Source organism: Shewanella amazonensis SB2B, assembly GCF_000015245.1.
Taxonomy (GTDB): Bacteria; Pseudomonadota; Gammaproteobacteria; order Enterobacterales; family Shewanellaceae; genus Shewanella; species Shewanella amazonensis.
In genome coordinates, this window is record NC_008700.1 from 3974019 (window position 1) to 3994247 (window position 20229).

General features: G+C 54.3%; 20 protein-coding genes and 1 other RNA gene. 10 read left to right on the forward strand and 11 right to left on the reverse strand.

Annotated elements, in window-relative coordinates:
- Nucleotides 1-49 precede the first annotated feature (49 nt).
- The gene (locus tag SAMA_RS17430; RefSeq protein WP_011761455.1) at nt 50-541 is read left to right on the forward strand and encodes a DUF2938 domain-containing protein; all 492 of its coding nucleotides are present in this window, start codon (nt 50-52) and stop codon (nt 539-541) included.
- A 56-nt stretch (nt 542-597) separates the two neighbouring features.
- Here SAMA_RS17430 and SAMA_RS17435 read toward each other — a convergent pair whose 3' ends face one another.
- Entirely contained in the window at nt 598-3018 is a 2421-nt protein-coding gene (locus SAMA_RS17435) for a YgiQ family radical SAM protein (protein ID WP_011761456.1), read from the reverse strand.
- Nucleotides 3019-3162: 144 nt separating this feature from the next.
- A complete protein-coding gene (locus SAMA_RS17440) occupies nt 3163-3567 on the reverse strand; it encodes an MAPEG family protein (protein ID WP_011761457.1) in 405 nt (134 codons plus the stop codon).
- 147 nt (nt 3568-3714) lie between these two features.
- Between SAMA_RS17440 and SAMA_RS17445 the strand changes: the two genes are divergently transcribed.
- Nucleotides 3715-4935, forward strand: a complete 1221-nt coding sequence (locus SAMA_RS17445) for a threonine/serine exporter family protein (RefSeq protein ID WP_041410642.1) — start codon at nt 3715-3717, stop codon at nt 4933-4935.
- Nucleotides 4936-5094: 159 nt separating this feature from the next.
- On the forward strand, nt 5095-6729 hold the full coding sequence (locus SAMA_RS17450) for a BamA/TamA family outer membrane protein (protein WP_408640217.1): 1635 nt from the start codon (nt 5095-5097) through the stop codon (nt 6727-6729).
- Nucleotides 6730-6824: 95 nt separating this feature from the next.
- Here the strand turns inward: SAMA_RS17450 and rnpB are convergent.
- Nucleotides 6825-7182, reverse strand: an RNA gene (rnpB, locus tag SAMA_RS19275) — RNase P RNA component class A.
- A gap of 65 nt (nt 7183-7247) precedes the next feature.
- Complete coding sequence (rsmI, locus tag SAMA_RS17455; protein ID WP_011761460.1) at nt 7248-8093, reverse strand: 16S rRNA (cytidine(1402)-2'-O)-methyltransferase; 846 nt, start codon at nt 8091-8093, stop codon at nt 7248-7250.
- A gap of 88 nt (nt 8094-8181) precedes the next feature.
- Here rsmI and SAMA_RS17460 point away from each other — a divergent pair, with 88 nt between their 5' ends.
- From SAMA_RS17460 to SAMA_RS17475, 4 genes are all read left to right on the forward strand, one after another.
- Nucleotides 8182-10011: a penicillin-binding protein activator gene (locus SAMA_RS17460; protein ID WP_041409938.1), complete on the forward strand. Its 1830-nt coding sequence runs from the start codon at nt 8182-8184 to the stop codon at nt 10009-10011.
- Nucleotides 10008-10334, forward strand: coding sequence for a YraN family protein (locus SAMA_RS17465; RefSeq protein ID WP_011761462.1), 327 nt, complete (start codon nt 10008-10010; stop codon nt 10332-10334). Before SAMA_RS17460 ends, SAMA_RS17465 begins: the two co-directional genes overlap by 4 nt.
- Nucleotides 10335-10440: 106 nt before the next feature.
- On the forward strand, nt 10441-11034 hold the full coding sequence (locus SAMA_RS17470; protein ID WP_011761463.1) for a phosphoheptose isomerase: 594 nt from the start codon (nt 10441-10443) through the stop codon (nt 11032-11034).
- A complete protein-coding gene (locus SAMA_RS17475) occupies nt 11031-11597 on the forward strand; it encodes a BON domain-containing protein (protein WP_011761464.1) in 567 nt (188 codons plus the stop codon). The genes SAMA_RS17470 and SAMA_RS17475 overlap by 4 nt, the downstream gene beginning before the upstream one ends.
- Here the strand turns inward: SAMA_RS17475 and SAMA_RS17480 are convergent.
- On the reverse strand, nt 11587-12459 hold the full coding sequence (locus SAMA_RS17480) for a DMT family transporter (RefSeq protein WP_011761465.1): 873 nt from the start codon (nt 12457-12459) through the stop codon (nt 11587-11589). The genes SAMA_RS17475 and SAMA_RS17480 overlap by 11 nt on opposite strands.
- A gap of 125 nt (nt 12460-12584) precedes the next feature.
- Here SAMA_RS17480 and SAMA_RS17485 point away from each other — a divergent pair, with 125 nt between their 5' ends.
- The gene (locus SAMA_RS17485; protein WP_011761466.1) at nt 12585-13475 is read left to right on the forward strand and encodes a LysR substrate-binding domain-containing protein; all 891 of its coding nucleotides are present in this window, start codon (nt 12585-12587) and stop codon (nt 13473-13475) included.
- A 54-nt stretch (nt 13476-13529) separates the two neighbouring features.
- Here the strand turns inward: SAMA_RS17485 and trpS are convergent, their stop codons facing one another.
- The 3 genes from trpS to rpe are packed head-to-tail and all read right to left on the reverse strand — an operon-like array spanning nt 13530 to nt 15898.
- Nucleotides 13530-14528 carry a tryptophan--tRNA ligase gene (trpS, locus tag SAMA_RS17490; RefSeq protein ID WP_011761467.1) on the reverse strand — a complete coding sequence of 333 codons (999 nt, stop codon included), beginning with the start codon at nt 14526-14528 and terminating at the stop codon, nt 13530-13532.
- A 12-nt stretch (nt 14529-14540) separates the two neighbouring features.
- Complete coding sequence (locus SAMA_RS17495) at nt 14541-15224, reverse strand: phosphoglycolate phosphatase (protein ID WP_011761468.1); 684 nt, start codon at nt 15222-15224, stop codon at nt 14541-14543.
- Entirely contained in the window at nt 15224-15898 is a 675-nt protein-coding gene (gene rpe / locus SAMA_RS17500) for a ribulose-phosphate 3-epimerase (protein WP_041409939.1), read from the reverse strand. Before rpe ends, SAMA_RS17495 begins: the two co-directional genes overlap by 1 nt.
- 231 nt (nt 15899-16129) lie before the next feature.
- Between rpe and SAMA_RS17505 the strand changes: the two genes are divergently transcribed.
- Complete coding sequence (locus SAMA_RS17505; RefSeq protein ID WP_041409940.1) at nt 16130-16477, forward strand: hypothetical protein; 348 nt, start codon at nt 16130-16132, stop codon at nt 16475-16477.
- 32 nt (nt 16478-16509) lie between these two features.
- A complete protein-coding gene (locus tag SAMA_RS17510) occupies nt 16510-16671 on the forward strand; it encodes a DUF2970 domain-containing protein (RefSeq protein WP_232280501.1) in 162 nt (53 codons plus the stop codon).
- Nucleotides 16672-16699: 28 nt separating this feature from the next.
- On the opposite strand, the gene SAMA_RS17515 is transcribed toward SAMA_RS17510, so the two are convergent.
- The 3 genes from SAMA_RS17515 to aroB are packed head-to-tail and all read right to left on the reverse strand — an operon-like array spanning nt 16700 to nt 20225.
- Entirely contained in the window at nt 16700-17542 is an 843-nt protein-coding gene (locus SAMA_RS17515) for a Dam family site-specific DNA-(adenine-N6)-methyltransferase (RefSeq protein WP_011761472.1), read from the reverse strand.
- A gap of 51 nt (nt 17543-17593) precedes the next feature.
- A complete protein-coding gene (locus SAMA_RS19235; protein WP_011761473.1) occupies nt 17594-19132 on the reverse strand; it encodes an AAA family ATPase in 1539 nt (512 codons plus the stop codon).
- Nucleotides 19133-19145: 13 nt separating this feature from the next.
- Complete coding sequence (aroB, locus tag SAMA_RS17525) at nt 19146-20225, reverse strand: 3-dehydroquinate synthase (RefSeq protein ID WP_011761474.1); 1080 nt, start codon at nt 20223-20225, stop codon at nt 19146-19148.
- Between the last annotated feature and the right edge of the window lie 4 nt (nt 20226-20229).

Sequence of the window (20229 nt, forward strand, 5' to 3'; positions counted from 1 at the left end):
TTGAAGTTGTACCTTGCAGATTATTTAACCACAAGGACGGAAGATAAGAATGCTACTTTTGCTGCAGATACTGATAATTGGCGTGGGTGCGACCCTGATGATGGATCTCTGGGCAGGGCTCAGACTCAGGCTATTTGGGGTACCTTCGCTGAACTACGCCATGGTTGGCCGCTGGCTGCTGTGGATACCCAAAGGACGTTTTATTCATCGACCAATAGCAAGCTCTGAGTCACAACAAGGCGAGGTCCTGGTTGGCTGGCTCGCCCATTACGCTATCGGTATCACTTTTGCCGGACTGCTGCTGCCGTTTGCCGGAGCAGAGTGGTTTACCGAGCCTTCAGCGGGCCCTGCTGTTGCACTGGGCCTTGTCACTGTTGCTGCACCTTTCTTTTTGCTGCAACCAGTGCTGGGCATGGGGATGGCGGCGTCACGCGCCCCCAATCCCTGGGGTACCCGGGCACACAGCCTGATAACTCACGCCGTCTTTGGGCTTGGTCTGTATCTCAGCGCCCTTGTGAGCAAGGGCATGGGTCTGGTGTAGCACAGGGAAAGTATGGGATAAAAAACGCCGCTGAATCGCGGCGTTTGTATTGGGCATTATGCTGGCTTTCGCGCCTTGGGCGCCGAACTGCCACCACTGGGCTTGCCGCCACCGGACTTACCAGCACTGGATTTACCAGCATTAGGTTTACCAAAGACTGGCTTGGCACCGGGGCGGGCATTGTTGCCGCCTTTACCCTGAGACTTGCCCTGTGTTTTCCCCGGAGTACTGCCATTGGCGTTGGCAGCGCCCTGCGTCTTACCCTTGGCTTGAGTCTTGCCCTGAGGCTTTCCTTTCTCGCCGCCCTTGCGGTCGTCAAACTGATTACCGCTGAAACGGGTAAAAGCCTGCTGGCCTTTCTCGGCCTTTGGCTTACCACCCTTACCACTGTTGCCCTTACCGGCCCACTGCTCGGCGCGGCCTTCCGGCGGCACCAGATGCTGGGTTCCAGTACCAATCAGGTGTTCCTTACCCATGGCAATCAGGGCTTCGCGGATAAGCGGCCAGCCAGCGCTGTCGTGGTAACGCAGCAGTGCCTTGTGCAGGCGGCGCTGACGCCCCTTTTTCGGTACCGGCACTTCTTCACTGCTGTGCTTGACGTTTTTCAGCGAGTTCAGCTCTGTGTGATAGATGGTAGTGGCATTGGCCATGGGCGACGGATAGAAGTTCTGCACCTGATCCAGCTTGAACTTGCGCTCCTTGAGCCACAGCGCCAGATTGACCATGTCTTCATCCGTGGTACCCGGGTGAGCCGAGATAAAGTAAGGGATCAGATACTGCTCCTTACCCGCCTCTTTCGAGTACTTGTCGAACAGCTCCTTGAACTTGTCGTAGGTGCCCATGCCGGGTTTCATCATCTTCGACAGCGGGCCTTCTTCGGTATGTTCCGGCGCGATTTTGAGGTAGCCGCCCACGTGGTGTTTGGCCAGTTCCTTCACATAACGGGGGTCTTCGATGGCAAGGTCATAACGCACGCCGGAGGCAATCAGCACCTTTTTGATACCGGGCACGTCACGGGCGGCGCGGTATAGGTCAATGGTGTGCTGATGGTCGGTATCCAAATGGCCACAGATACTGGGGAATACACAGGACAGGCGGCGGCAGGTCTTTTCAGCCTTCTCGCTCTTGCAGCCCAAACGGTACATGTTGGCTGTGGGGCCACCCAGATCGGAAATGACCCCGGTAAACCCCGGCACCTTTGCCTGGATATCCTTGATTTCTTTTACGATAGATTCCTTCGAACGGCTCTGGATAATACGGCCTTCGTGCTCAGTAATAGAGCAGAATGAACAGCCACCAAAGCAACCCCTCATGATATTGATGGAAGTCTTAATCATGTCGTAGGCAGGGATTTTTTCCTTGCCATACACGGGGTGTGGCACCCGCTGGTAAGGCAGGTCGAACACCGCATCCATCTCTTCGGTAGACAGGGGCCATGCCGGAGGATTCACCCAAATACCGCGATCGCCGTGTGGCTGGAACAGGGCACGGGCACAACCCGGGTTTTGCTCCTGATGCAGAATACGCGAGGCATGGGCGTACAGGTATCTGTCTTCGCTCACCCGCTCGAAGGCGGGCAGAAGCACATAGGTCTGCTCCCAGGGACGCGGTTTGGGCGGCTGAATGCTGATGGGCTTGGCAACGTTGACACCATCCGGTGCCGTTTCATCGTTAAACACCTTGGCATCGGTGGGGCCGGATAAATTCTGACAGCCCACATCGTCGGCACCATAGGGGTTGGGTATGGGGTCGATTTTATGCAGCTGATCTATTTTGCGCGAGTCCATGCCACGCCATCCGGGCATGGGTGTCTTGCTGATAATGGCAGTGCCACGAATGTCGGTCAGCTGGGATGCCGCTTCACCGCCGGCGAGGCGGTGAGCAATCTCGGCAAGTGGTCGCTCGGCATTGCCGTACACCAGGATGTCGGCCTTGGCGTCGAATATCACGCTGCGACGCACCTTATCAGACCAATAGTCGTAATGTGCGATACGGCGCAGGCTGGCCTCAATACCGCCAATCACCACAGGGACGTCTTTAAAGGCTTCTTTGCAGCGTTGAGTGTATACGGTCACTGCGCGGTCGGGGCGCTTGCCACCCACGTTGCCAGGGGTATAGGCATCGTCGTGGCGCAGTTTACGGTCGGCAGTATAGCGGTTGATCATCGAGTCCATGTTGCCTGCCGTTACCCCATAAAAGAGGTTGGGCTTACCCAGCTTCATAAAATCGTCTTTGCTAGACCAATCGGGCTGGGAAATAATGCCCACGCGGAATCCCTGCGCCTCCAGCATCCTGCCAATCACTGCCATCCCAAAGCTGGGATGGTCCACATAGGCATCGCCCGTGACTATGATGATGTCACAGCTGTCCCAGCCAAGCTGGTCCATCTCGGCCCGGGACATGGGCAGGAAGGGGGCAGTGCCGTAGCACTCGGCCCAGAATCTGGGATAACTGAAAAGGGTGGCTTCAACACGCATCACACTGACCTGACGACTCAATCACTCTGGCATCATCCCCGGATGACGCCGTTTCAAGGGCGCGGAGTATAACAGGACTCCGCCCTTAAGTGTGACTAAAAAACAACCAAAGACCGAGTTTTTTCGTAGGATGTTATGGCGAAATTACCACCCCGGGCCAAAGCCCCATTGCGCCAGGTTTATCAGTGCCAACACCAGTACCAGTATCCAGGTACCAAGGGTGCCAAGGAAGCGCCCGGCATGGTAACCGCCGCGGCCCTGAGTCAGGCCAATGCCATGCAGCACCCTGGCTATCAGCCAGCTTGCGCCTAATAAATGCAGATACAGGGGCGATAATCCATTGAGTTCAGCACAGGCAAGCATAAGGAGCACGAGGGGAGCATATTCCATAAAATTGCCATGCACCCGAATCGCCACTTCAAGTGCCTTGCTGTGCCCGGCCCCCAAACCGATTTTTTCACTGCGCCGCAGCCGGACCACCCCCCATGCAAACACCAGCATTAGGAGGGCGGACAAACTTAAATATAAGGCTGTAACCGGTAGTGGCATATTTGTCTCCGAAAGGTTGATGGATTGGCATTACTCTTTGAAATGTCATTAAATCCGGTTAACCCCCCGGTTGCAACTTGGGGTATGATCCGCGCGCCCGTGCAGTCGCGGGCAGGCCGACTAATCTACAGGGTGGACACACAAGGCGTGGACAACGCAGAATTTATCGAAAAGCGCAGGTTTATCATTAAGTTGGGAAAGGCTCTGCACAAATTTGGCACGCCGGCCTACCGACTCGAAACCCACTTGCAAAATGTATCCAGAATGTTGGGTATCGAGGGATATTTCCTGATATCCCCCACCTCCATGACCTTCGTCCTGCAACACGATGCCGATCAGGAATATAACCACGTCGCCCGGGTGAAGCCCGGTGAGCTGGATTTGGGCTCCCTCGCCCGCACCGATGAACTGGTGGATGAACTGATCAGCGGCAAGCGCACTCTGCAGGATGCCATGGACCGCCTGGAAGAAATCATCAATAAACCCAACCCCTATGGCCCACTGCTGACCTTGCTGGCGTTCGGCTCGTCGGCTGCCGCCTTTGCCATGCTGATGGGTTCGGGTTGGAACGATGTACTCTGGTCGGGTCTGCTCGGGCTGATAGTTTATGCGCTGGTGTACCGGGCCGAGCGATCCAAACGTATGGCGGAGATGCTGGAGCCGCTGGCCGCCATCGTCTGCGCCCTGGGCGCCACCTTTATCAGCCAATACGATCCGGGCATCAATATTCCCGTGGTTATCCTGTCGGGCATCATTATCTTCATTCCCGGCCTCGCCCTGACGCTGGGATTAGCAGAGCTCGCCGCACGGGATTTGATGTCCGGCACCATGCGTATCATGGATGCGGTCATGCTGCTGTTTAAGCTGTATTTTGGTGCCATTCTCGGGCTGGTTGTGGGCAAGGCCCTGTTTGGTGAGGCCATTTATATGGAGTCTCAGCCCGTTCCCCGGTTGGCCATCTGGTCGGCGGTACCCATTTTGTCCATGGCGCTGGTGATTATCTTTAAAGCCCGAATGAAGGACGCGCCATGGGGCGTGCTGGCCGGCATTGTGGCCTTCTTTTCCGCCATGGCCGGCGGTATCTACCTTGGCGACAGCATAGGTATTTTTATCGGCGCCTTCGCCGTGGGTATTTATTCCAACCTGTTCGCTCGCTGGATGAAGGCACCGGCCTCCATTGCCCTGCTGCAGGGGATCGTTATTCTGGTTCCCGGCAGCAAAACCTACATAGGCCTGAACGTGCTTATTTCGGGTGAGACTATGCTCAATCAGGCGCATCTGGGCTCGCAGATTTTCCTGATTTTCATGTCCCTCATTGCCGGGCTCATCTTTGCCAACGTGGCAGTGCCACCGCGCAGAACCCTCTGAAAAATAGGGGTTGATGGCCAATGTCATCAACCCCGAAATCCATCCATAGTTGCACTTAAGCTTAAGTAAAATTTTAAGTTTTTTATTACCTTGCCTTGACTATCCCTTCGCTTGTGGTGTTAATAAAATGTAGAGACCAAGGTGGCAGAGGGGATGAAAATGGCAACAGAGCTTCGACTGAAAGGCGCGTTGTTGTTGGCCCTGCCGATGGCCTTCGGTGCGCAGGCCGAAACGCCCTCGGAAGCCACTGCCGATGGTGCAGACAGCGCCGAGGTTGGCAAAATACTGGTTATCAGCCATCCCATTTTTGATGAGTCAGATCCCGACACCTTTTTTATTCATCGCTGGGCTAACTTCCTGCACATCAATACCCGGGAGTCCACGGTAAAAAGCCTGCTCAGCTTTAACGAAGCCGATGCCGTTACGCAAAAAGACCTGGATGAGGCGCAGCGCTTATTGCGGGCCGAACCCTACCTGCGGGATGCCACCATCAAGTTTGCCGAAAAAGACCCGGACGCCGATGAAGCTAACGGCCACAGAGATGTGGTGGTCGAAACCTGGGACAACTGGTCATTGCTGCCTACGGTCAGCGCCAGTCATAACGGCGGCGACACCAAATATTCATTCGGTATCAAAGAAGACAACCTCTTGGGTACAGGGATAAAAACCCGCCTTAAATATCAATCCGAACGCGACAGAACCGGCTACAAGGTTGCCTTTGATATACCACTCACTATAGTACCCCATGGCAGACTGGCCGCCGATTTCTACGACAACAGCGATGGGGAAGCCGCTTACCTGTATTTCGACCGTCCTTTTTATACCCTCGATGGCAAGCTGATGTATTCAGCCGAGGTGCTCCACGACAAGCGCACCGATACCCTGCGCCAAAATGGGGTAGAAGTGAATGAATTTTCCCACAGCGTCGATTACATTAACTTGCGTTATGGCTGGCTTTCCGACAAAAACAGTGACCACCTGACTCGGTGGATAATCGGGGTCACCGAAGATAAACACAGTTTTGAACCCACAAATCTCTACCCAGCCGCCGAACTGCCAACAGACAGAGACTTTCTCTACCCCTGGATAGGTTGGCAGTATATTCAGGATGACTACCGGGTCTTAAGAAACGTCCACCTCATCAACTACAACGAAGACTTTAACCTGGGCTGGCAGCATTATTTCACCGCCGGACTGGAGGTTCAGGACACTGATGGGGATGTACCGGGTGTGCATTTGAGCATGGCCTCTTCCCGTGGTTTTGCCAGCGAAGACAGCCTGCTACTGTTATGGCTCAAAGGCAGAGCCACATTAAATACCACCCAAAAAGACAATTATCAGCTGCAGGGCATCGCCGAGTACTTTTATCAGATTAATCCCAAATGGACAGCTTACGGCAAGGCAGTGCTGGGCACCTCCAACAACACCTACGGGGATGTGACCATTGCCCTCGGTGACGAAACCGGACTCAGGGGCTATCCAAATGACTACCAGCATGGGGACCATCACTGGCTAGTAAGCGCCGAAATCCGCAACTATCCCAATATCAACCTGTATCAACTGGCAGAACTGGGTTGGGCGGCGTTTATCGATGTAGGACAAGCCTTTGGCGGCCCCGAGGCAGAGCTGAACGAAACCCGGGACCCCATAGCCTCTATTGGTATTGGGGCCCGAATCTATTCATCCCGCTCAAGCTACGGCAATATCGCCCACATTGACCTGACGGTGCCTTTCGGCAGTGGCGAGCATGTGGACAGCTGGGAGTGGCGATTCCTGGTAAAAAATCATTTTTAGGGATGCCGCTGCCACTGATACAGGAAGACAACAACAGCAAAATAATATATTGATCTAAAAAGCAAAAAGGCCGCTCGAAAGCGGCCTTTTCTAATGTGGTGAGCCGACCTGTAAGCCGGGTTCTGTTCTCCCCGAAAGGAGTGGCAGCCATTCCTCTAGGCCTGCAATCGCTCGCAGGCTCAAGCAATCTACCCGGTTCCAACGCGAGCCACGCCATAAGGAACCCTATTTGATCTTGCTCCGGGTGGAGTTTACCTTGCCACGAACTGTTGCCAGTCGCGCGGTGCGCTCTTACCGCACCGTTTCACCCTTACCGGCCCGAAGGCAGGCGGTCTGTTCTCTGTTGCACTTGTCGTCGGCTTACGCCGCCCAGACGTTATCTGGCACCCTGCTCTATGGAGCCCGGACTTTCCTCCCCGCTCTTGCGAGCGCAGCGACTGCCCAGTCGACTCGGCGCGGATTATAGCCTAAGCATCCCAGCTCACCAAGGGCTTTCGACCTCCCCCTCGGTTCAGATGTTACAATCCGGCATCCAGACCCGCTTTATAGAGGGCGTTTTTCTTCAAATCATGAATTTGTGCAGCCATGGCGGCGGCCTTTTTCAGTGGCAATTCAGTGGCCAGTAGTGCCAGTGTTTCCATCGCCTTGGCCGGAATGGCTTCTTCAGTTTCCTCGGCCACAAAGCCGTGGCACATCAGCACCATCTCACCTTTTTGCTGATTGTCATCACTCTTTACCTTCTCCAATACCTCGGCCGCAGTACCACTCAAAAAAGTTTCGAAGGTCTTGGTCAGCTCCCGCGCCATCACCATGGGCCTTTCGCCACCCAGCACAGCCACTATGGCTTCGAGTGTTTGCAGAATACGGTGGGGGGATTCGTAAAAAATCAGGGTGCGCGGATCTTCCCGCAGCGCAGTCAGCTTATCGTTGCGGCCCTTGTCTTTGGCAGGCAGGAAGCCCTCAAATGAGAAGCGGTCGGAAGGCAGGCCAGACGCACTGAGCGCAGTAATCGCGGCGCAGGGGCCTGGCAAAGGGATCACGGCAAATCCAGCTTCACGCACCTGGGACACCAGATGATAGCCGGGGTCAGATATCAGCGGCGTGCCTGCATCACTCACCAGCGCCACGGCGTCACCCTGACTCAGTTTCTCAATAATCCACTGGGCACGGGCACGCTCGTTGTGATCGTGCACCGACGTGGTACGGGTGCTGATACCAAAATGGCTGAAGAGTCGACCCGAATGGCGGGTGTCTTCGCAGGCTATCAAACTCACGGATTGGAGGATTTCAACGGCCCTCGGGCTCATGTCTCCCAGGTTGCCTATGGGGGTCGGAACGATATAAAGCGCTGGGGGCAGGGACATAATTACCTCTGGAGTATGATGGCCAAGGCTTTAACCCCGGGCCGGAGAAGGTTAAACTGAGCTCAGCATATTACCAGAGTGAAGCCAAGTGTTGAAAAGCCGGAATCAATTGAAATTAGCAGGTGTTGCGTTGTTTCTGTCGTTATTGGCAGGTTGCGCAGGCACTCCAGGGACAGATGTCAGCCAGCCACAGGGACCCGTTTCTTTGGTAAAGGCCGAGCTGTCTTCCAGCCAATATCTGGCGCTGGCCGATTCGGCCAAAGATGCCGCCTCCCGCAGCCGCTACCAGTTACTGGCCGCCCACGCCCTGTTGAATGAATCCAATCCCCAGGGCGCGGCCCAACTGCTCGGCGCCATCAGAGGCAATCTGGCGCAGGACACGGAAATCCAGGCCGAATTCAAATACCTCACCGCCCGGACACTGGAACAATCCGGTGATACTGCGGCGGCGCTGAAAACCCTGGTTTATCCCAGCCATTGGAAGCTGCCGGATTGGCAGTGGGTGTCCTATCATCAGCTGCGGGCACAGCTTTTCCGCCTTAAAAAGCAGCCCATGGACGAGGTGCGAGAACTGGCCGAGCTGGGCAAGTATCTCAATGCCACCGAAGCGGCCGAAGTGAATGATCGCCTGTGGGGCATTCTGGCGCCCATGCATGAAGAGACCATTGAAACCTTTATGCAAGAAGCCACATCGCCAATGTACAAGGGTTGGCTGCAGTTGGCCTTTATCGCCAAACACTATGCCGTTGACCCGCAAACTCTGGTACGTTTCCTGGGTGACTGGCAGCGGGAAAACCCATTCCATCCAGCCGCTAACCGTTTACCGTCAGATTTGGACCGCGCCCTCAACGCCAAGCCTTATCAGGCGCGCCACATCGCCGTGCTCTTGCCCCTTTCCGGCAGCGCGGCCTCTGCCGGCTACGCCATCAAGCAAGGCATACTGGCGGGTTATCTGGCGGCAGATGACAGCAACACCAAGGTGAGTTTTTACGACAGTGGCGCCAATGCCGTTGCGGCTTATCAGCAGGCGCTTGCTGAAGGGGCCGAATTTATTATTGGCCCGCTGCTGCAAAGCAGCATCGAAGCCATCGAAGCCTTGCCAAAAGCACAAGGACCCTCGGTGCCTCAGTTGTATCTCAATCAAATTGGCACTTATCAGGCCAATGTCGATAAGTTTTACTTTTCCCTGTCGCCGTCGGAAGAGGCCAGCGATGCAGCCGAACGCCTGTATCGTGATGGCGTAGAAAAGCCGCTGCTACTCGCCAGCGCCGACGCCACCGGCCGCCGTATGGCCGAAGCCTTTAACCAAACCTGGCACAAACAAACCGGGGACGTGGCCGAAGTCCACTATTTCGAGCAAGGTAATGAAATGAAGCTCACGGTTCAGCGCGCCTTGGGCGTGATGGACAGTGAGGCCCGCATCGCCCGCATGAAAGAGATCCTTGGTCGCAGGCTTGAGGCCGAGTTCCGCTCCCGCGAAGACGTGGATGCCATTTATATGATTGCCAGCCCGCAGGAGATACAGCTGCTCAAACCCTTTATCGATGTGAGTTTTTCGGTATTTGCCGATCCTGTCCCTATGTACACCTCAAGCCGCGCCAGACCCCAGGACAACGCCCGTCAGGTGCCACAGGAATTCAATAATGTCATGGTAAGTGACATTCCCTGGCTGATGCACCTGAGCGGTGAGTCAAGGGATATCAATGAGTTATGGCCAACCTGGAACAACGGGCAGAAACGCCTGTTTATCATGGGCTGGGATGCACTGGATCTGGTGGGTAAACTGGCGCAAATGCGCGCCTTCCCGGGTTTCCAGTTCCAGGGACGTGGCGGCGTACTGTCGGTGACCCACGACGGACTCATCAAGCGTCAGCTCTCCTGGGGCAAAATCCAGCGCGGTGTATTGAGGCCTCTGTGAACCCGGGCCAGCTCGCTGAAGACAGAGCAATGAAGCACCTGTGCGCCCATGGGCTGAGGCTCGAGGCGCGCAATGTGCGTTACCCCTTTGGCGAGATTGATTTAGTAATGCGGGAAGGGCGCGTGTACGTGTTTGTGGAAGTCAAATTCCGTACCCCAAAAGGTTTTGGTGATGCGGTGCAGGCGTTATCTGCCGCACAGCAGCAAAGACTCAGGCGTGCGGCCACCCATTACCTTCAGTGCCATCGTATCGATGCCCCCTGCAGGTTCGATATGGTGGCCATTACAGGGGATAAATTGGAATGGATTAAAGATGCATTTTGATACCAAGCCACCCGCCACATCCGTGCACAACAATTTCACCCCCTGCCCTCTACTCGCGCGCCGCTTTGTGGCATGATAGCGGCAGTTTATTTTGTAAGGATCCACCATGTTAGAACGTATCAAAGACAGCTTTACCGAGTCGATTCAGACCAAGATCGATGCCGCAGAAGCTCTGCCGGATTCTATCGCCAAGGCGGCTGAGATGATGGTGGCCTGCCTGTTGGGTGGTAATAAGATCCTCGCCTGCGGTAACGGCGGCAGCGCCGGTGATGCCCAGCACTTTTCCGCCGAGCTGCTGAACCGTTACGAAGTAGAGCGCCCACCACTGCCTGCCATCGCGCTGACCACAGATTCATCGACGCTCACTGCCATCGCCAACGACTACAGCTACGATGAGGTGTTTTCCAAGCAGATCCTTGCTCTGGGCCAACCCGGCGACATACTGCTGGCCATCTCCACCAGCGGCAACTCATCCAACGTGATTAAAGCCATGGAAGCCGCCCTGAGCCGCGACATGACCATCGTGGCCCTGACCGGGAAAGACGGTGGCGCCATGGCTGGACTCCTGGGTGCCAGCGACGTGGAAATTAGGGTACCGTCCAATGTGACAGCCCGCATCCAGGAAGTGCATCTTTTGGTGATCCACTGCCTGTGCGACAACATCGACCGCACCCTGTTCCCTCAGGACGAAAACGCATGATACGACTGCTGCTGACCGCACTTGCCTGTATCACACTGACCGGCTGCGCCGGTGCCGTGATGGTAGGCGCCGTCGGTGGCGCCGTGATGGCCAATGACGAGCGCTCTATTGCGACCCAATTGGACGACACCAACGCCGACTTTGTGATTTCAAGCGCCTTGATGAAAGATGAGGAGCTGAAGGCCAAAACCAATATCACTGCCGTGGTCATGAATGGCAACGTGCTGATGATTGGTCAGGCGCCCAATTCCACCCTAAGGGATAAAGCGGTGAAAGTGGTCCAGGACCTCAAGCTAGGGGGCAAAATCCACAACCAAATCCGCATCGGCAATCCCACCTCATTCACCACCCGCAGCAACGACACCTGGATAACCACCAAGGTGAAGGGGCGGATGCTGAATGAGAAGACCCTGGATATCACCCGGGTCAAGGTGGTCACCGAGAACGGTGAAGTCTTTCTGCTGGGACTGATTCCACGCTCTCAGGCTGAATTGGCGGTAGAAGTGGCCCGTAACACAGCCGGTGTGCGTAAAGTCATTAAGGTTTTCGAGCTCATCGAATAACCTCAACGTCACTGATAGCCTGCCACAGGTGGGCTATCAGTGGTGAAATCAGCGATGGCAGCACCACCAATGCGGCTCCCCACCACACATGCTCCCCCGGCCACTCATCGAACCACCACCATCCCAGCGCCACGATAAACAAGAGGCCGCTGTACTCGCCAATGGCAATATCTGCCGCCCTCGCCCTGCGATAGGCCAGCACACAAAACCAATGATACGCCATTAAGAACAGGTTGCTCGCCAATGCCACGCCGAGTAATGCCCAGCTGAATCCGGCAAAGTTATTGAAAGCGGCAAAGATAAGCGCAATCGGCAAGCCCAGCAGGTTATAAAGCAATATGGTTACAACAGGGCTTTCGGTGGCGGGCAGCTTTCGAAGCAGCAGCTGACACACAGAGAAAGTGACGGCAGCGCCAAGCACCATCAGTCCTGACCAGCCAATTTGGGTGGGCGCCAGGATCAGCAAGATCCCACCAAATCCCAGGATGGCGCACAGCCACTGGCCTGCACTCACACGCTCACCCAGCAACCACCATCCAAGCAACATGATGATAAGAGGGGCGGAATAGAACAGCGAACTGACGGTCGCCAGTGGCAAGGCCATCAGCCCCAGAATTAAAAAAAGCGCGCCAACAACACCAACACTGGCGCGCCAAAGGTGGATTGGTAAATGTTGCGTTTGAGGACGGCCCGCCAGCCACCACAGTGGCAACAGCATCAGGCCGGAGGTTAGTTGTCTGAGAAGCAAGAAGCTGCCGGCGTTGGCATCTTCGGGCAGCCACTTCACAGACACATCGTACAGGGCGCTGAACACATTACCCACCAGCAACAACAACAACCCGGCCAGTACAGCTCTTTGCACCTTTAATCACCTCAGCTCATGAAACTGAGCGCATGATATAGCCCACAACTAACTAAGAAAAATGATGTTTTTTTATCAATCATGAATTAGATTCATGCTCAACCATCTCTATTCAGGCTTTTCGGATGCGTAAACTCCCTCCGCTTCGTGCACTGCAGGTTTTTGAAGCTGCGGCCCGTCATCTGCACTTTTCCCGGGCCGCTGAAGAGTTGTGCCTGACCCAAAGCGCCGTTTCACATCAGGTCAGGGGATTGGAGCAACATTTGGGGCAAACCCTGTTTGCACGACGGGGCCGCGAACTGGCGCTGACCCCCAAGGGAGAACAGCTTTTTCTGGCGGTGCAGTCGGCGCTGGATGGTCTGGATAGCCTTTGTCGCCAGTTGAATGAGGCTGAAAGCCGTGAACTTCGGCTGGCGGTGTACAGCTCCTTCGCCGTGAAGTGGTTGATACCGAGACTGGGCGACTTTCGCCGTCAGCATCCGGGGATCAAAATTCACCTCGAGATGGTCAGCGGCGACCCGCCGTTGTCGGATCAGGTGGCGGATATGTTTATCTGCGGTGAGCAGCATCAACGTGGGTTTTGGCAGACACTGCTGAGGCCTGAGCGGCTTATTCCCGTGTGCAGTCCGGCATTGGCCAATGCCCTTGGCGAAGCCCTGGTCATGCCGCTGCGACTTGACAGCCTGCCGCTGCTTTCAGTTGACGAAGCAGACATAGGACCAGACTGGGCACGCTGGGCAAAGTCACAGGCGCAAACTCTGACCCAGGCGCAGTTGCAGAGCTACAGCCATGTACTGCTGGCGATAGAAGCGGCCATTGCCGGTCAGGGCATAGCTCTGGCATCGGATTTCATTGTGGAAGGCGACATCGCCGCGGGAAAGCTGATGGCGCTACCCTGGCCGGCACTGGAAACCGGGTTTGGTTTTCACTTCTGTTGCCGGGAGCGGCGTTTGAAAGAGCCTGCAATGGCCGCCTTTGCCGAATGGATCCAGCAACAAGCCGCGATGGCCGGATAGCAGACATAAAAAAATCAGCCTCGTGGGCTGATTTTTTAGCGAAATCGACTGGCGTTATACCAAGAGGCCGATTTTTTCGTATACCTGTTTCAGGGTTACTTCGGCACGCGCCTGGGCCTTCTCGGCGCCGTCACGCATAACTGTATCCAGGTAAGCCCTGTCTTCACGGAATTGACGATATCGCTCCTGCAGCGGCTCCAGCATGCCAACAACGGCTTCGCCACAGGCTACCTTAAGATGGCCGTACATCTTGCCTTCGAAATCGGCTTCCAGCGAAGCGATGCTCTGCCCTGTCACACCAGACATCAGGCTAAGCAGGTTGGACACGCCGGGTTTGTTGTCTACATCGAAACGTACCACAGGCGGCTCATCACTGTCGGTCATGGCCTTCTTGAGCTTTTTCAATACCGCCTTGGGATCTTCCAACAGACCAATCACGTTATTGCGATTGTCATCTGACTTGGACATCTTCTTGGTCGGGTCCTGCAGTGACATCACCTTGGCACCCACGGGTGGGATGAAAGGCTCTGGCACGGTAAAGGTGTCGCCATAGGCGTTGTTGAAACGAATCGCGATATCGCGGGTCAGCTCAAGGTGCTGTTTCTGATCCTGACCAACGGGAATTTGATTGGCCTGATAGATAAGAATGTCTGCTGCCATCAGTACAGGGTAGCCAAACAGGCCAACGTTGATATTGTTGGCATGCTTTTGTGACTTGTCTTTAAACTGAGTCATGCGCGACAGCTCACCCATCTGGGTGTAGCAGTTGAGCACCCAGCCAAGCTGAGTATGCTGTGGCACCTGAGACTGGATAAACACAGTGCTCTTTTTCGGGTCAACACCACAGGCCAAGTAGAGCGCCAGAGTGTCAAGGCAAGCCTCACGCAGGGCCTTGGGATCCTGGCGCACGGTAATGGCATGCAAATCCACCACACAATAAAGACAATCATGACTGTCCTGCATCGCCACCCACTGACGCAGTGCACCCATGTAGTTGCCTATGGTCAACTCGCCTGATGGCTGCGCGCCGCTGAGAACGATGGGTTTAGTCATGTACTTACTCCGTTAGTGTGTCGCCGTCAGGCGAGTCAAGATATCTGCAAAGGTGTTACATACGGCGTCTGGGCCAGAAAGCCCAATATCTTCACCGTAGTTGTAGCCGTAGGTCAAGCCAAAGGATGCAATTCCAGCCGCTTTGGCGGCCAGTATATCGTTGCGGCTGTCGCCCACCATCAGGAGTTCGTCACGGCCGAGCTGCCAGCTGTCCAAAATGTGAGTCAACGGCAGGGGATCAGGTTTCATTCGTTCCAGCGAATCACCACCGAGCACCAGCTCAAAATGGTCATCGATGCCAAACGCCCTGAGCAATGGCAGGGTGAATCTGTGGGGTTTATTGGTAACGATAGCCATGCGGATCCCCATGGCAGCAAGCTCGTTGAGTGTCTCGATAACCCCATCATACAAACGGCTGTGACACTCCAAATGGCGTTCATAATGGCGCATAAAGAGCGGCATGGCATCGTCGAGCATAGAGCCGGTCACATCGCGCCCGAGTGCATGGGTCAGGGCACGAGCCATCAAGACCCTGGCTCCATTCCCCACCCATGTCCGCACTTCGGCTTCGGTGCACTGGGGCAAATTCAGCTCGCGAAGAGTGTCATTGGTGGCCGCGGCGAGATCCGGCACACTGTCAACCAAGGTGCCATCCAAATCAAAAGCAATGGCACGGATACGATTCATCAGTGTCATCAGCCAGCTACCTTGGCCAGCTCCGCACGCATGCGGTCAACAACGGCCTTGTAATCCGGTTTGCCAAATATGGCACTGCCTGCCACAAACATGTCGGCACCGGCTGCCGCGATTTCAGCAATGTTATCTTCTTTCACACCGCCATCCACTTCGAGGCGAATATCGTAGCCACTGGCATCGATACGCCCACGAACCTGCTTAAGCTTGTCGAGAGTCGCAGGGATAAAAGACTGGCCCCCAAAGCCCGGGTTGACCGACATCAGCAGTATCACATCCAGCTTATCCATCACATAATCAAGGTAGTGCAGCGGCGTGGCTGGATTAAATACCAGTCCAGCCTTACATCCGTGGTCACGAATAAGCTGCAGGGTGCGATCAACATGCTCCGAGGCCTCCGGATGGAAGGTAATAATAGAGGCTCCCGCCTTGGCGAAATCGGGAATAATGCGGTCCACCGGCTTAACCATCAAATGCACGTCGATGTCGGCGGTAATACCATAGTCACGCAGCGCTTTACACACCATGGGGCCAATGGTCAGATTAGGCACATAGTGGTTGTCCATCACGTCGAAGTGAACCACATCGGCACCGGCATCCAATACAGCTTTAACGTCATCCCCCAAACGGGCGAAATCGGCAGACAGAATAGAAGGAGCAATCAGGTAAGGGCGCATATTCAGAGTCTCTGGCATGGGTTGAGAGGGCGCGTATTTTATCCGATTTCACTATTTTTTTCCGCACTTTCTGTCGATTTTATGGCCTCCAACACAGCAAACGGGACGATTCACTGCCTATGGCTGTATCAATTGAAAGAAACTTGTTCAAAAAGCGTGCGCTTTTGTTATAATCGACAACCAAGCTGGACCTGACCAATGGCTTTAACGTCTCTCTCAAAGGAAATGACGATGGGAACCACGAATCCGCAACAAGCGCCTCGTCGCTTAGCTAACCTGAAGGCCGTCATGGTGTTATCCACGACAGTGTCTGTGGTGGTTGCTGGTTTGATTTTCCAGTCAGAAGCAGGCGATCAGAGTGCCACAGCCTGTGTGTGCAGCCCAAATACCAGCTACAACAACAGCTTACCAGCAAGTCATCCTAACAATCGCTGCGCCACCCAATCGCAGGATCTGAGCTGGAAATCCTGGCTCACCGGTAGTAGCCGCACTACACAGTTCCACTTCCTCGATTTACTCGAACTGCTGCATGGCCATAACAGCCAGCCAGCCGAAAGCCCAGCAGCCAACCAACGTTAAACCCCGCTACCATGACCGGATTCCTGAAAATATTGAGCAGCACTCTGGCCGCTTTTTTTGGGGTTCAGTCTGAAGCCAATCGGCAACAGGATTTCAGCGGCAAGTCACCCATACCCTATATTCTGATGGGCTTGTTATTGGCAGCCTGTATGGTGTTTGGTCTTATCTGGGTAGTGAATCTGGTATTGAGTTAATAAAGAGCGGCTCCAGCCAAACCGCAGATCAATCCAGCGCTTCCAGATGAAAGGTTTCATCATAGAGCGCCATCAGTTCATCCACTTTATTTCGCCCACTGCCTTTTTGGCTGATATTGCGCTGCACCTTTACCGTTTCCAGTTTGGCGCCCAGGTATAAACCGCGGGTCAATGGGATATCGTGATTACTGATGAGCACAGGTATGCCACGCTCGACAGCAATGTGACGTGAGTGACGGGCCAACAACGCCTGATCGTCTAAAGTAAAGCCCGCCCCCACATAGGTGGTAAAGCTTGCCGTAGTCGATAAGGGTGCATAGGGCGGGTCGCAATAAATCACATCGCCGCTGGTCGCAAGCTCAAACGCCTGCTCGTAACTTATACAGCGAAACTCGGCTCGCTGCGCCTTGATAGAAAAGGCCCGGATTTCCTGCTCGGGAAAATAGGGCTTCTTGTAAGAACCGAAAGGAACGTTAAATTCACCCTTACGGTTGTAACGACACAAGCCATTGAAACCATGACGGTTCAGGTACAGGAAATAGACGGCGCGGCTAAAGGGATCTTTGGATTTATTGAAGCGACTACGAATATCGTAGTAGGCGTCTTTGGCATTCATCTCATCACAAAAGAGCGCCCTGGCTGCACGAATATACTCCTCGGGCTGCGCCTTAACTATCTTATAGAGGCCAATCAAATCCTGATTGATATCGCAAAGTAGATAGGCATCGTATTGGGTGTTGAGAAAAACCGAACCTGCGCCAACAAAGGGTTCAACCAGGCGTTTTCCTTCAGGCAAATGGCGACGCAGGTCGTCCATCAGCTTGAATTTGCCACCGGCCCATTTTAGAAAGGCCCTTTGTTTCATGGTCATGATCGGGAAACGCCGCCGGAAGAGATAAAGAAGCCCCTGATTGTACTTTGTTTAATTTGAAATTTCACCGCCGGATACCGAATCCAGCGGTCGATAAGAGGTCAGGTCCTTCCAGGCGCGAACCCAGGGTTTACCTCCACCGTAACGTTCCATAACCAGTTTGGCCTGATCGTTTGCCTCAACTTCACTGGCATAATTGCCCTGCAGTATTACCAACTTATCTTTATAGTGCACCAATCTGAGCTCAGGCTCAGACGCCATACGTCGAAATATGGTGGCAGCAGAGTCCCGTTTGCTGACCGTTGCCAACTGTAAGGTAAAGCCTTTGACAGGCAACTTCTGAATTGATCTTTGGTACCAGGTTTCGGCCGAAAAAGCAGAATCATCACCCTCAACATGTACTTTTGCATTTGGTGGCAATTGAGCAGCAGCGTTAGTGCTCAGGATTTTATGAGCCTCTGAAGCTGAGGACTGCGCAGACTCGTTCTCTGGACTGCTGGCCACGGGCTCATTGAGTACAGTCCTTTCTCTCTCACCCTCTACAGCTTCACCAGGCTTAAGTGCTGCGCTATCCGAATGCAAAGTATCTGCAGTCTGCACTTCGGCTAAACGTCTGGCATCATCAAGAGTGGCCTCATCGGCCCGCCGCTGCACTTCTTGAGCAGCCTGTGCGGCGCCCTCCAGATGCGTGTCATCAAATGCGGCCTCTTTTGCGGCTGCTCTTGCGACAAAATAGCCGGTCAACTGTGTTTTGCCCCAAGGGGCCAATAATCCGGTTTCACGATACTCATGCTGCTCGGCCTCAGGATCATCACCTGGATGACTCTGAATCAGATACCAAATCCCCAAAGAAACACTGGCGGTCAGCATGGCTGCGCCCATCGTACGCCAAAGATGCTTTTTATCCGGCCGCATTTGCTCTTCAGGCCGCAGGGCTCTTTCCAACAGGGCAACCACCTCACCCGGCCATCCCTGTTGCTGCTCCAGTTGCGACTTTACAATATCCCGGGGCACATAGGGCACGTCGTCAGTACGGCTTATCAAGGTGTAGTAGAGCGCTTCGCGCTCCTTGACATCGAGCGGTTCAATGCCAATTGGCAACATGAAATCGCGTTGCACTCCAGTCAACTGACTGTATATGTGCTTTGCAATTTCAGGAGTCGCCGCCAAAGTGATGGCGATGGGACGGCCGGCACAAAGCTGCTTGGTCAGCAACAAGCATTCTGCCCAGAGTTCCAGCGGTAGATGATGTGCATCATCTATCAATATATGAAGAGGCTTGGTTAGACGCTTTGATAACCGATGAAGCGTATTGCCCAGCGGCTCTTCGTCGTCAAACAGGGGGTCGGCAAGTAATTGGATAAGGATTTTGCGACGGATTTCGGCGGCATCAGCATGCATGGGACACACGACCAACGCCGAGTTGTAGTCTTCGAGTTCACTAACCAATGCCGTGAGCAAGGTGGACTTACCGGCGCCTTCAATCCCCTGAATAACCACCAATTGCTGGCTATAGCTAGCAACATGCTGCATTCGAAGCAGCAGGGCCTCTTGAGAGGGAAGCAGTACTGAAGGAGGAATAAATGTCATGTTGCACCCGATGTCAGGGGCGGCGAATGACCTCTGCCAGCTCGGCATCAGAGGCCTGGCTGCTGACTTCAGCGGCGCCAATGCCCAACGGCAAAACCAACCTGAGCTGGCCACCCAATACCTTTTTATCTCGCCGCATATGCTTAATAAAGCTATTAAAGTCCATGGACTCCGGAGCCTGGACGGGCAAATCGAATGCCTGAATAAGTGCCGCAATACGACAAAGAATTGACTTATCGATTAGCCCCAGTGTTACCGAAGTTTGTGCAGCAAGTACCATGCCAGCGGCAACAGCTTCGCCATGCAGCCAATTGCCATAGCCCATTTCGGCTTCAATGGCATGACCAAAGGTGTGTCCCAGATTGAGCAAAGCGCGAACGCCCTGCTCTGTTTCATCTTCTGATACTACCTCGGCTTTGATTTCGCAGCAGCGGGCAATAACGTGGATAATGGCATCCTGGTCCAGTGCTTTAAGCGCTGAAACGTTTTGTTCCAACCAGGTAAAGAGTTCACTGTCACGAATAATGCCGTACTTAATCACCTCTGCCATACCGGCTGCAAACTCTCTGGCTGGCAGAGTTTTCAGGCAATTAATATCAATGACCACCAATTTGGGTTGATAGAAGGCTCCTATCATGTTTTTACCCAAAGGATGGTTCACAGCAGTTTTGCCACCCACAGAGGAGTCGACCTGGGATAACAGCGTGGTAGGAATTTGAATAAAATCAACACCGCGTTGATAACAGGCCGCAGCAAACCCGGTCATATCGCCAATCACACCACCACCGAGTGCAACCAGAACACAATCGCGGGCAAAATTTCCTTCAAGCAGAGCGTCAAAAATCTCATTGAGATAGTCGAGTGTTTTGTATTGCTCGCCGTCAGGCAGGATCACAGAAGCCACCTGAGCCGCGCGAGCGGACAGGGTGGCACTGATCTTATCGAGATAGAGGGGAGCAATCGTCTCGTTACTGACAACGAGTACTTTTTTGCCACTCACCACAGGCGCAAAGAGCTCCTGATCTTCAAACAAATTCGGGCCAATGTGGATCGGATAACTTCGATTTGCCAAATCAACCTGAATTTGCTTCATGGTG

Coding starts and splice junctions, on each gene's coding strand:
- SAMA_RS17470 (WP_011761463.1), top strand. CDS start 10,441: ATGTTAGAACGTATCAAAGACAGCTTTACCGAGTCGATTCAGACCAAG.
- rsmI (WP_011761460.1), bottom strand. CDS start 8,093: ATGTCCCTGCCCCCAGCGCTTTATATCGTTCCGACCCCCATAGGCAAC.
- rpe (WP_041409939.1), bottom strand. CDS start 15,898: ATGCGCCCTTACCTGATTGCTCCTTCTATTCTGTCTGCCGATTTCGCC.
- SAMA_RS17485 (WP_011761466.1), top strand. CDS start 12,585: ATGCGTAAACTCCCTCCGCTTCGTGCACTGCAGGTTTTTGAAGCTGCG.
- SAMA_RS17450 (WP_408640217.1), top strand. CDS start 5,095: ATGGCAACAGAGCTTCGACTGAAAGGCGCGTTGTTGTTGGCCCTGCCG.
- SAMA_RS19235 (WP_011761473.1), bottom strand. CDS start 19,132: ATGACATTTATTCCTCCTTCAGTACTGCTTCCCTCTCAAGAGGCCCTG.
- trpS (WP_011761467.1), bottom strand. CDS start 14,528: ATGACTAAACCCATCGTTCTCAGCGGCGCGCAGCCATCAGGCGAGTTG.
- SAMA_RS17515 (WP_011761472.1), bottom strand. CDS start 17,542: ATGACCATGAAACAAAGGGCCTTTCTAAAATGGGCCGGTGGCAAATTC.
- SAMA_RS17475 (WP_011761464.1), top strand. CDS start 11,031: ATGATACGACTGCTGCTGACCGCACTTGCCTGTATCACACTGACCGGC.
- SAMA_RS17495 (WP_011761468.1), bottom strand. CDS start 15,224: ATGACACTGATGAATCGTATCCGTGCCATTGCTTTTGATTTGGATGGC.
- SAMA_RS17435 (WP_011761456.1), bottom strand. CDS start 3,018: ATGCGTGTTGAAGCCACCCTTTTCAGTTATCCCAGATTCTGGGCCGAG.
- aroB (WP_011761474.1), bottom strand. CDS start 20,225: ATGAAGCAAATTCAGGTTGATTTGGCAAATCGAAGTTATCCGATCCAC.
- SAMA_RS17440 (WP_011761457.1), bottom strand. CDS start 3,567: ATGCCACTACCGGTTACAGCCTTATATTTAAGTTTGTCCGCCCTCCTA.
- SAMA_RS17505 (WP_041409940.1), top strand. CDS start 16,130: ATGGGAACCACGAATCCGCAACAAGCGCCTCGTCGCTTAGCTAACCTG.
- SAMA_RS17430 (WP_011761455.1), top strand. CDS start 50: ATGCTACTTTTGCTGCAGATACTGATAATTGGCGTGGGTGCGACCCTG.